11 protein-coding genes are annotated in these 12,885 nt (G+C 27.5%); all 11 read right to left on the reverse strand.

Features of this window, described 5'->3' with window-relative positions:
* Positions 1 to 39: 39 nt before the first annotated feature.
* Positions 40 to 1,116 (reverse strand): serine protease HtrA, encoded by a 1,077-nt coding sequence (gene htrA / locus I4U66_RS05870; protein ID WP_092922408.1) that lies wholly within the window; start codon positions 1,114 to 1,116, stop codon positions 40 to 42.
* A gap of 193 nt (positions 1,117 to 1,309) precedes the next feature.
* On the reverse strand, positions 1,310 to 2,656 hold the full coding sequence (locus I4U66_RS05875) for a glucose-6-phosphate isomerase (protein ID WP_092922405.1): 1,347 nt from the start codon (positions 2,654 to 2,656) through the stop codon (positions 1,310 to 1,312).
* Between the two features lie 298 nt (positions 2,657 to 2,954).
* Positions 2,955 to 4,547: an NAD(P)/FAD-dependent oxidoreductase gene (locus tag I4U66_RS05880; RefSeq protein WP_195928596.1), complete on the reverse strand. Its 1,593-nt coding sequence runs from the start codon at positions 4,545 to 4,547 to the stop codon at positions 2,955 to 2,957.
* A gap of 87 nt (positions 4,548 to 4,634) precedes the next feature.
* Positions 4,635 to 4,952, reverse strand: a complete 318-nt coding sequence (locus tag I4U66_RS05885; RefSeq protein WP_092922399.1) for a hypothetical protein — start codon at positions 4,950 to 4,952, stop codon at positions 4,635 to 4,637.
* 4 nt (positions 4,953 to 4,956) lie between these two features.
* Positions 4,957 to 5,337, reverse strand: a complete 381-nt coding sequence (locus I4U66_RS05890; protein WP_092922396.1) for a hypothetical protein — start codon at positions 5,335 to 5,337, stop codon at positions 4,957 to 4,959.
* Positions 5,338 to 5,510: 173 nt separating this feature from the next.
* Positions 5,511 to 6,563, reverse strand: coding sequence for a YecA family protein (locus I4U66_RS05895; protein WP_166504698.1), 1,053 nt, complete (start codon positions 6,561 to 6,563; stop codon positions 5,511 to 5,513).
* A gap of 357 nt (positions 6,564 to 6,920) precedes the next feature.
* Positions 6,921 to 7,307 (reverse strand): prepilin-type N-terminal cleavage/methylation domain-containing protein, encoded by a 387-nt coding sequence (locus tag I4U66_RS05900; RefSeq protein WP_092922389.1) that lies wholly within the window; start codon positions 7,305 to 7,307, stop codon positions 6,921 to 6,923.
* 11 nt (positions 7,308 to 7,318) lie between these two features.
* Positions 7,319 to 8,428, reverse strand: a complete 1,110-nt coding sequence (locus I4U66_RS05905; RefSeq protein WP_092922386.1) for a type II secretion system F family protein — start codon at positions 8,426 to 8,428, stop codon at positions 7,319 to 7,321.
* Between the two features lie 31 nt (positions 8,429 to 8,459).
* On the reverse strand, positions 8,460 to 9,683 hold the full coding sequence (locus tag I4U66_RS05910) for a GspE/PulE family protein (protein ID WP_092922383.1): 1,224 nt from the start codon (positions 9,681 to 9,683) through the stop codon (positions 8,460 to 8,462).
* A 366-nt stretch (positions 9,684 to 10,049) separates the two neighbouring features.
* Complete coding sequence (locus tag I4U66_RS05915; RefSeq protein WP_195928597.1) at positions 10,050 to 11,123, reverse strand: PRK06851 family protein; 1,074 nt, start codon at positions 11,121 to 11,123, stop codon at positions 10,050 to 10,052.
* A gap of 258 nt (positions 11,124 to 11,381) precedes the next feature.
* On the reverse strand, positions 11,382 to 12,737 hold the full coding sequence (locus I4U66_RS05920; RefSeq protein WP_092922377.1) for an APC family permease: 1,356 nt from the start codon (positions 12,735 to 12,737) through the stop codon (positions 11,382 to 11,384).
* Positions 12,738 to 12,885 lie beyond the last annotated feature (148 nt).

Raw genomic sequence — 12,885 nt, forward strand, 5'->3', positions numbered from 1 at the left:
AAAATATAAAGGGTGAATCTTAGATTCACCCTTTATTTATTAAAAATTAACTTGTAATTTTACTTCTTTTCCACCTCTATTTACTGTAATTTCAGATTTATCCCCTAAAGAATATTGATATAAAGCTTTATTTAAATCTGACATTGTACTTACTTTATCATTTCCAACTTTAACAATAACATCTCCTGCTTGTATACCTGCCTTTTTAGCTGCACTGTTGTCCATAACTTCTACTACATATACGCCATCTTCTGCTGCTAAATCAGTTCCTGTTGATGCTTCAAACATTTGTAAGTCTGCTCCACTTATTCCTAAAGTAACTTTTTCAAAGTTACCATTTTTTATTATTTGTTCTACTATTGGTTTTGCTGTATTTATAGGTATTGCAAATCCTAAACCTTCTGCCTGTGATGCCTTAGCTGTGTTTATACCTATTACTTGACCTTTTTCATTTAATAATGGTCCTCCACTATTTCCTGGATTTATACTAGCATCTGTTTGCATAAGCCCTGTCATGTTAGATTTTTCTGTTTTGATAGTTCTATCTAATCCACTTATTATACCTTGTGTAACACTCTTTTGGAACTCAAGACCTAATGGATTACCTATAGCTATTGATATATCTCCAGTTCTAACATCATCACTATTTCCTAATTCTGCTGGAGTTAACCCTTTTTTATCTACCTTAACCATTGCTAAATCTAAATTAGAGTCATTCCATAATACTTTTCCTTGTGATGTAGATCCATCATTGAAAAGTACATTAACATCTGATGCTTTCCCATCTGAAACAACATGCGAATTTGTTAATATGTATCCATTTGCATCAACTATTACACCTGTACCAACCCCTTGGCTTTGTGTAGGTATAGCAAAAATATTATTATTATCTATCGTTGTTGTTGTAATTCCTACTACTGATGGCATTGCTTTATCAGTTACGGCATGATACACATTTTGACTTTTTCCCTTATTATTCACAACTATTTGTGTAGAATTTTCTTTTGTTGAACTTACTAAGTTATTTTTCATCAATACTACTGTGAATAAACTACTTAATACCCCAGTTATTATACAAACTATTACTATCAATCCTATGCCTTTCTTATTTGACATATAAATACCTCCCATATATTAATCATAATATTTAGTTTTTACTTACTTTATATTGTTTATACTTTTAACTCTATAATATTCTTAATACCTATATACTTTCGATTCAATAGATAAAAAGAAATCATCAGCAGATAGATAACTATTTACTGATGATTTTATTATATTACTATATTCTTAACTTAACCTTAACTGATTAAAGTCTTTTTTCTAATTCTTCTTTTTCTTTTTCAAATCCTGGCTTGCCTAAAAGAGCAAACATATTTTTCTTATATGCTTCAACTCCTGGTTGATTAAATGGATTTACCCCTAATAAGTATCCACTTAATGCACATGCCTTTTCAAAGAAGTAAACAAGATATCCAAAGTTATATTCATCTAATTGAGGTATGTTTATTATTAAGTTAGGAACTTGTCCATCTGTATGAGCAAGCATTGTACCTTCAAACGCTTTTTTATTAACAAAGTCTACTGTTTTACCTGCTAGATAATTTAATCCATCTAAATCTACATCAGCTTCTTCTATAGTTATATTTCTCTTTGACTTTTCTACATTAAGAACAGTTTCAAATAATATTCTTTTTCCTTCTTGAATATATTGACCCATTGAGTGTAAATCTGTTGAAAAGTCTACTGATGCTGGGAATATTCCTTTGTTATCTTTTCCTTCACTTTCTCCATATAATTGCTTCCACCACTCAGCTACATAATGTAATTGTGGCTCATAGTTAACTAGCATTTCTACATCTTTGCCTTTTCTATGTAAAATATTTCTGACAACTGCATACTGATAACTGTAGTTAGTTTTTAAATCTGATGCTTTAAACTCTTGTGATGCATCTTGAGCACCCTTCATCATTGCATCTATATCAAGACCTGCACAAGCTATAGGTAATAATCCTACTGGTGTTAATACAGAGAAACGACCACCCACATCATCAGGTATTATAAATGTTTCGTATCCTTCTTCATTTGCTAATTGTCTTAAAGCACCTTTTTTAGCATCTGTTGTTGCATATATTCTTTTACTTGCTTCTTCTTTTCCATATTTCTTTTCTAAGAAATCTTTAAATATTCTAAATGCAATAGCAGGCTCTGTTGTTGTACCTGATTTAGATATTACATTTATAGATACATCTTTATCTTTTATAACATCTAATAAGTCCATCATATATGTTGAACTTATATTATTACCTACATAATATATTTGAGGAGATTTTCTATCTTCTCTTTCTAAATTGTTTCTAAAAGAATGACTTACCATTTCAATTGCTGCTCTAGCTCCCAGGTAAGAACCCCCTATACCTATAACTAGCAATACATCTGAATCTGACGTTATCTTGTCGGCTGCTTTTTTTATTCTAGAAAACTCTTCTTTATCATAATTATTTGGAAGTTCTACCCATCCTAAAAAATCATTTCCTAAACCAGTTTTTTCATGTATCATACGGTGTGCTGCATCTACATACGTTTGCATACAATCGATTTCATGTTGTTTAAAAAAACCTAATGCCTTACTATAATCAAACTTTATAGTTCCCATAAACGTACCTCTCTTCTTTTTTTAGTATAATGAAATTATAACATAAAATATAGATTACATTAATAAAAAAATAACAAGTAAATTATTTATTCATATACATATTATAATCATATTTTACAATCTTAGTATAATTTCTATTTATTCATTATTTATACTATTATATTTATGTATTTTTTTAATAATTTTACAGTTTAATAATTATCAATCGTTAAAATTTTAACCATAATTTATAATAAATTCTATTTATCTATAAAAAAATACTATGAACTAGAATTGAATTAGTTCATAGTATTTTTACTTATATATTTGAATATTTCATTATAATTTTTTCTGCACACTTTATTCCATCTACTGCAGCTGTAACTATACCACCTGCATATCCTGCGCCTTCTCCACATGGATATAGATTTTTAACATTTACAGACTCTAAAGTTTCCTCATCTCTAACTATTCTTATAGGAGCTGATGATCTAGTTTCCACACCTGTTAAAACTGCATCATGCATAGCAAATCCATTTAATCTTTTATCTAAAGAAATTAATGATTCTTTCATAGTTGTAGTTACGAACTCCGGAAGGCATTCTCTTAAGTCGACAAACTCTATTCCTGGTTTATATGATGGTTCTATACTACCTAATGATGTAGATACTTTATCATTTAAAAAATCTCCTACAAGTTGAGCTGGAGCATTATAATTTTTTCCACCTAATTCATAAGCTAGTCTTTCATATTTCTCCTGGAAATATACTCCTGCTAATGGATCATCACTTCCAAAGTCTTCAGGAAGCACATTTACTAAGAAAGCACTATTTGCATTTACCTGATCTCTTGCATGCTCACTCATACCATTTGTTACTACTTCAAATTCATTAGATGCTGAGGCTATTACAGTACCTCCTGGGCACATACAGAATGTATATGCAGTTCTACCATTTGATGCGTGATCTATAAGTCTATAGTCTGCTGCACCTAATCTAGGATGATTATAATACTCTTTGTACTGAGACTTATTTATCAATTCCTGAGGATGCTCAATTCTCGCTCCTATAGCAAAAGGTTTTTGAATTATTTTTACACCTCTTTTATTTAACATTTTATAAGTATCTCTTGCACTATGACCTATTGCAAGTATTATAACTTCTGATTCTATTTTTTCCACATCATTTACTACTACTGATTTTATCTCTCCATTTTCAATTTCAATATCTGTAACCTTAGCATCAAACTTAACTTCTCCGCCAATTCTTATTATTTCATTTCTTATATTCTTAACTACACCCTTTAATATATCTGTCCCTACATGTGGCTTATGAGAGTATAATATTTCGTTTGGAGAACCAAAATTAACAAGTTCTTCTAGAACTTTTCTACATCTTATATCTTTTATCCTTGTAGTAAGCTTACCATCTGAGAAAGTTCCTGCTCCACCTTCCCCAAATTGTACATTAGAATTATTTTTAAACTTTCTGTTAGTCCAAAAATTATATATATCTTTAGTTCTTTGGTCTACGTCTAACCCTCTTTCTAAAAGAAGTGGATTATATCCTCTTTGTGCTAATAAAAGTGCTGCAAATAATCCAGCTGGACCGCTACCTATTATTACAGGTCTATGCTTTAATTTTACTTCTCCTGTTTGAACTCCTATATATCTTGTCTCTTTTAATTTTATTACATCTTTTATATTAGCTTTTATTAATTTATCTTCATTTTTAACCTCTACATCTACAGTGTACACAAAATCAATCTTCCCTCTTCTTGCATCTATAGATTCTTTATATATAGTGTACTTTATAAGGTCTTTTTCTTTTATTTTCAATTTTTTTAATATAAGTTTCTTTAATACTAATATATCTTCATTTATGCTTATTTTTAAATTAGATACTCTTAACATAACTTTCCTCCTATTTAAGTTTTAATATTTTGTATTTTTCTTTATATCTAAAAATACATTAAACAATATAAAAGCTAGGGTATATACCTAGCTTTCTATAAATATTACATCTATATTCTCTTTTTTTAGACTTTCTTCCCAAATTTCATCTAATATAAACGCTTTAATATCTTCTTTTATACTTGATTTATCTAATTTGGGGTTTACATTTTTCACTAAAGCTAACATATCCATTGATTTACCTATTTTCTCTACATAAATAGGATTAACTTTAATACTAACTAATTTTAGATCACATATAAATTGTTCTTTATCACTTAAGTCTATTCTATCGTCGTATTTATAAATTTTAAATTCTGTTACACCTTCAAAAGGTGTTATTTCTTCTATACCTGCTAAATTCATATTGTTAGTCCTTTTTAGTTATAAGTCCTCTTATAACCTTCATATTGTTGAATATTTTTTCTAAGAATATTTCAGCTTCTTCATTATCATCTAAAAGAGCTATTTGTAATTCATCATTTTCAGATATACCTTTATTTTTACAGTATTCTTTTCCTATTTCTATTAATTCATTTTTCTTATCTTGAGATAAGTCAAATTCCTTATAATCTATTATTATATATTGTTTAGTTTTTTGAACACTAGATTCATTATATCCTATTTCTATATGATAAATAACCGCATAAAGGTTATTTGGATTTTCTTCTCCATTATACACAGGAACTGCTGGATTAGATTTTATGTAATTTGTTGATACGGCAATTGCGCTTCCTAACTTAAGACTCATACATGTACCTCTTTCTGTATATTTTATATCTTTATTTTATACATTATTTGAACATATTAAAACCTTTTTTTAATAAAAAATATAAAATTTATACAGATATTTTTATATTTTTGGATAAAATTTTAGGAATTATATTTAAATATAATTCCTAAAATTTTAGTTTATGCTTTTTATTAAGATACTTTAAGGTCTTTATATCTTTTTCCTAATGTACTAGGGCTTATTTCATACTTCTTAGATATTTGAGCTTGTGTTATACTTTCACCAGCATTTTTCTTTATGTGGTATTCAACAGCAGCTGCCCATCCGTTTTCAGATCCTTTAACATCTGAGTTTGTTTTTGTATACTCTTTCCAGAATGATACACAAGCATCTATATGCTCAGCTTCAACATTTTGTCTAAGAACAGAACATACTTTACAATCATCTTCTTGTCCATCTTCAGAAGTTAAAGCTACTTCTTCTTGTACTTTTTTCATTTTTGATTCTTTTTGTTCTTTTAAATATTCTGCTATACTTGGATCAAGTAATTGTTGCATATACTTATATAATATGTGTGTATGATGTATTAAGAATGTCTTCATATCTTTATATAGATCTTCATATTGATTGAATAGATATCTAACATCATTGCATATTACATCCTTAACTGCATTAGATATGCTTATAGTTACATCTATTAGTATACTAGTTCCTTCTATTTCAACTATTCTAGCTATCATGCAACTTCCAACTTTAAAGTCTTTTAATAAGTTGATGTCTTCTGTTGAAATTTCTCTCTCAGTTAAACAGTCTTTTAATACTATTTTACCTTCTAATATTTCTGTAACTTCATATACGCTTACGTAAGATTCAAATAAGCTTCTTAACACTTCAACATCTTGAGTTGTTAAGTTATCTCTATTTTCTTCATAAAATTCAACTGTCATTACTTTCTTATTTTCCATTATGTGGTCTTGGATAAAATAAGTGTTGAAGAATCTTTCGAATTTTTCATTAGTTGCTTCATCCTCAACTATATAGAACATTTCCTTAGCTTTTTCACATTCTTCTTTAAATTTATCTTGTTTAGCAAATTCCTGTATTCTTGTATATAATTGTGAATATTGTTTTTGTGTAGAACTAACTTTTCTCTCAGCTCTCTCCATAACAACATCTTTATTTAAACAGCATTTTTTATATTTTTTGCCACTTCCACAAGGGCATAACTCATTTCTCCCTAACAATGTGACTGTCACTCCTTCATTTTTATATTAGATTAAAGTACAATTTATTATTATACCATTTTTTATTAAATGATTCTATAAATATCATATTATTTTATTAAATTTATGTATACTGTTAAGTTTTGGTATATAAAATTGACCTTTGGATATATATAGTGTTTCTACAGATTTTTTAAATATTCCTTCATATTTATTTTGTCATTTTTATACTTAATACTATTAAATATCTTATAAGACTTTGTATATATACACTATCCTTTCTTAAAATATGTTTTTCTTTTCAAAATCTATCCTAATATACAAAAAAACTATCTAAATTTATAGATAGTTCTTATTTTTTATTTTGTATTCTATTTTTTAAGATTCTTTTTCTGGATAAAAAGGTTCTTTATCAATTAAAACTGATACGTCTCCCTTCTCAGATATTTCAACCTTAAAACTAGATTCTTTATCTTTGCTCTGTGGTCTTGGAGCTACTGTAATAAATCCTTTTGTTACTAACTCTTGGATAATGTCGGTCTCATTATTTATTTTATTTATTTCAATTTCTCCACTTTGTATGGCTAAATTTGTAGCCGTAACTAAACCTGATGCTGCTACCTTATCGGCATTAATTTTTGCCGTCTGCTGAACTTCTCCAAACTTCAGAAATCCTATCCCAGATAATATTCCTAAAATAGTTATAACTATAACCATTTCTACTAGTGTGAATCCTTGCTTCTTTTTGCTTTTTTTATTAATCATAATTTCACCTCTTAAAATGAACTTGATAAATCAAACATAGGAGTTATCATTGCTATAGCAAATACCCCCACAAAAATACCTATTATGACTATTATTGTAGGTTCTATAGATTTGATTACTTTCTCTATTTTTGTACTTAGTTTGCTTGTGTATAGATCTTCGCTAGATTTTAAACATCTATCTAATCGCCCACTTTCTTCTCCTATTTTTATTATACTTATGAGCGATTTTGGAAATATATTTGATAAGCTTATTGAATATGAAATACTATTCCCTTTGTTGATATGATCTATTGAAATTAAAATTTTTTTATAAATATATTTATTATCAATAACTCTTGCAGATATTTCTACTGCCTCAGTTATCTGTATACCACTTTCTATTAATAGCCTTAGTGTTGAACAAAATCTACTAGCCACTAATAATTCTATTATACCTCTTATTATTGGCAATCTTAATGCTACTATATATAGTATAGCTTTAAATGTGTAAGTATATTTATATAAATAAAATATCCCAGATACTATTGATAATAAACCAAATATTATTGTACTAAAGTTATTTCTGAAGAATTTTCCTAAATTTATAAGTACCTTTGTTAATACTGGAATATCTATATCATTTACTATGAAAATAGATTCAAAATTTGGTATTATCATAGTTATTGCAACTATTACAGAGATTAAAAATGATATACAAACAAATGCTGGGTATATCAACATATTTTTTATCCTAGACTTGGACTTATATTGATTGTCATAATACTTAGCTAGATTATTCATAGCATATTCTAACTTTCCAGTAACTTCACCTGCTCTTATAGTACTTATAAAAAACATTGAAAATGAATTTGTATTTTGAAATGATTGACTTATAGAATTACCTTTTTGTATATCTTGTATTATTTTATTTATGACTCTTCTTATCTTTGGGCTTGATTGATTTCTTATTAATTCAAATGCATTTATTATATGACATCCTGAATCTAATAATATACCCATTTCATTGCATAAATCTTTTAATTCTCTATCTTTTAATTTGTATGATTTCTCTTTTAACTTTTTATTTTTATTATTTACTACTTTACTTTCAGTAAAATCCTCATATATATTAGAATCCATTTTATCCTCGTTTATTGTATAAATTATAATTTTAAATACCTATTTCTAAACTTATGTATTCTTCTTCAGTAGTTATATTATTATCGATTAAATCTTTTGCACTTTCTTCAAATGTTATCATGCCATTTTTTATTGCAGTATCTTTTATGGTGTTATAATCTTGCATATTTTGTATATCTTTTCTTATATCATTATCTATTTCTAGTATTTCATAAATAGCAGTTCTTCCTTTATAGCCCAATCCATTACATTCTTCGCACTCCCTATTTGTATGTTTCTCATTAGTTTGGTTTAATTCATTTACTTCCTTCTGCATAATACAAGTGGTACATACTTTTCTTATGAGCTTTTGAGATATAATTCCTATTAGAGATGCACTTATCAAATATTGTGGTATTTCCATATCTAATAATCTAGATATGGCAGATACTGCATCTTTAGTATGTATAGTACTTATCACTAAATGGCCTGTAGTAGCTGCTTTTATTGCTATTTTTGCTGTTTCTATATCTCTTATTTCTCCAACTATAATTATATCTGGGTCTTGTCTTAATATAGACCTTAATCCATTTTCAAAACTCAAGCCTACTTTATTATTTACTTGTATCTGGTTTACTCCTTCTATTTTGTACTCTACAGGATCCTCTATAGTCACTATGTTTTTACTTGTGCATTTTAAATCATTTATTATAGAGTATACTGTTGTGGTTTTTCCACTTCCTGTTGATCCTGTTACTAATAATATCCCTGACTTTTTATTTATAATACTTTCTATCTTATCTATAGCTTTATTAGAAAATCCAAGTTCTTCTTTTCTTTTTAGAAATGACTTTCTATTTAATATTCTTAAAACAATTTTTTCACCATAAACAGTTGGTAGAGTTGATGCTCTAATATCAATCACTTGACCTTTTACCTCAATGGCAAGTCTACCATCTTGAGGTAATCTTTTTTCAGTTATATTCATAAATGTATCTAATTTTATTACTACTAATAGTTGTTGATATACTTCATATTCTATTTTTATATCTTCTACTAAGAATCCATCTATCCTTAACCTAACTATTATATGCTCTTTAAATGGTTCTATGTGTATATCACTAGCATTTTTTATTATAGCTTTGTCTAATATACTTTTAAAAATGTCTCTTGCATAAGTTTCATTTAAATTTATATTATTTCCTATGTACAATTCTTCTTCTGGTCTTTTTAGAACTTCTTCTTTTACATCATTTTGTATGTGTTTATGTTTCATATTAAACACTTTGTATTTGTTTCTAATTATTTTATTTTTTAAAGATATACTCTCAATTTTATTTAGTTTTATTTTATTTACCTCCTATATACTCAAATTTACCTTGATAATTAATTTTTCCAATTTGATACTCTCTAATTAGTATCGCCATCATGCTACTTATTAATATATACTAGTTAATATTATCAACATATATTTGTCTTTCATACAACTATACTCCCTATAAATTAATTTTTATGTTATTTAATTTCTAATAATATCATCCATATTTTTAATAACTCTTTAGAGTTCTAAGTATATTAAATAATATGTAGTTTAATTCTAATAAAAAAAGAGAAAGACACGTTGTGCCTTTCTCTTTTTTTATTATTCTTCATACTTCAAAATTCTATTTATTATCTCTTCTTTTAACTCTTCCATTTTATCAAAGTTCATATTAGGCACATAGTATGCTTCTATAATATCATGCTTTGCCTTAGCCTTTTTTAAGTTTGATATAGCATAATTTAATAGCTCATCAAATACTTTTTTATCAAACTTAATTTCTTCTATATATTTTTCTAATTTTTCTTCATCTAGGTAAGCATTTAAATTTATAGTATTCTTACCTTCAAATAAACTACTTACGGTTATACCTATATCTAAATCTTTTATTATTACAGTTTCAATCTTATCCTTAATAAGTGGATAATGAAAAATTTCCACATTCATTCCCTTTTGAATGGCTTTATCACATATATTTCGTAAAAACGTAGTTTTACCTGTTCCTATATTACCTTTCAAGTGATATACCTTATTAACTTGACTTAATATACTATCTGCATAATCTAAATGTCCGACTGGTGTTATAGCTGTTCCAAATAAATGTCTTGGTGATTTATAAATACCAGTACTACTAGAATCTTTAAATATATCGTGTATAAAATGCTCTATTTTTAGATTTACTTGACCAAAGTCCATGCAATCTCTATACTTTTCTTCTATATCATAATAAATTGACTCAGCAGCTTTTAAATACTTATATGCTCTTTTAAATGAGTTACTTATATCTTTTCCACATTCTACAATAGTATCTTTATTTTTTTCTAATTTTTCTACATCCCAATATTCACCAAAATTTAATATTTCATCTATAGCACCAGGGTCTTTTGGGTCTACAATATGCGGTGCAGTTGCATCTAGCAGAACTACTCCTAATTTAAGTATCACAACCCCATCTAAAGAGCTTGGATCTGATGGACAGTAGTGTAGCTCTACATCATACCCTTTTTCAATAAATTCTTTTGCTATTTTTTTCATAAATGATGATTTTCCAACTCCTGGTCCACCTTTTAAGCAAAAGATTCTATTAACATTTTGAGGTATTATATTATCAAAAAAATTAAATGATCCATTTGCCGTATTTCCACCTGGGAATAACTTCCTAACTCTACCTGCCATGATTTAGCCCCCTCATATTTTTCTTCTACTTTATAAAATATTAATTTGCATTTTATTTTGTTACTATCTTAAAAATTATTTTGTCTATAACTAATTATTTTAATACATTTTTTAATATTAAAATTCAATGAATGCTTTTTATAGTTATATTCTTATTTACTTATAATATCTATTTAATAATTTTGTAATATAGCTATATCTAACTAAATAATCTTAAATAAAAATAGAACCGTCTCAATTTTGAGACGGCTCCTTATACTACGCTACATTATTTTGTATTTCTTGTTTTATCTTCTTATTTTTAATTATATTATAAATTGGCAAGCCAGCTAATGTTATTATAAGTCCTAATATAGCATTTTGTGTTTGAGTGATAAATGTACTAACAACAATAAATACTCCTCCTATTATTGCTATTATAGGTATTACTGGATATAACGGTACTTTATATGATCTCTTCATATTTGGCTTATCTTTTCTAAGTTTTATAACTCCTACAAATAACATTGTGTAGAATATCCATATTGTAAATATTGCTAAATCAGATAGGAAATTGAACTGACCTGATAAAGAATATATTATTGCTAACCCAGCTATTAACCACATTCCATTTAATGGAACACCATTATTATTTAACTTAGCAAAAGTTTTTGAAAAAGGTATTCTCCCGTCACATCCCATTATATAAGGTATTCTTCCTCCGGTCATCAAGAAACCATTTAATGTTCCAAATACCGATATTAATATACCTACACTTATCACCTTAGCTCCTGATTCTCCAAATAATTTACTTGCTACAAGTGTAGCTGGTGCACTTACTGCTGCCATCTCTGATGCTGGAACAACACATAAGTATGCTACATTTATAATTATGTATACTCCCATTACTAAAGAAATTCCGCCTACTATAGCTTTAGGTAAATGCTTAGCTGGATCTTTCATCTCACCTGCTAATGCTCCCACATATATCCATCCATCGTATGCAAATAAAGTTGCTATAAGTACTTGAGATATGGCGCTAACCATATTCGTATTTTCACCTACCAGAGGTGTCATTATATCTGTTGATGGTTCTCCTTTTATAAATCCAAATATAACTATAAGTGCTAAAGGTATTAACTTACATATTGTAGATACAGTTTGTATTCCTCCTCCAAATTTGGCACCTAGAGAATTTAATAAAGCTATAAGCACTATTACTCCTATTGCAATTAAAATTACATATATGTCACTTTGTAAACTCAATAAGCTCACTGCTTCTTGTGCAAATATAATTCCTAGCGCTGCTGTTATTGCAGGTATAAATAGTATAGATTGCATCCATCCTGTTAAAAATCCTACTTTTTCACCGTAAATTTCTTCTAAATAAACTATTAATCCACCTGGTTTTACTATACTAGAAGATATTTCAGCTGCTGTAAGCCCAGCAGCTATAGTTATAAGTCCCCCTATTAACCATGCTAAAAGTCCTAGACCTGCTCCTCCATTTGTAGATTCATATATGGCTTGTGGTTTAAAGAATACTCCCGAACCTATTAGCATTCCTACTACCGTAGAAAGTGCTGCACTTAAGCCTAATGTCTTTCTTAATCCTTTTTGATTATTGTTACTCATTGTTTCACCCCCAAGTTGCTCTATTTCGTGTTATTTTACATATTTTACTATTTAATTTAATAAATATCAATATAAATTGACATTTTAGTTTTAATTTTTTAAATTTTTTTAATTTTAAAATATTTACTTTAATTAATATAAATTTATA

This window comes from Romboutsia sp. D33t1_170424_H2, from assembly GCF_015669105.1.
GTDB classification, from domain to species: Bacteria; Bacillota; Clostridia; order Peptostreptococcales; family Peptostreptococcaceae; genus Romboutsia_C; species Romboutsia_C hominis.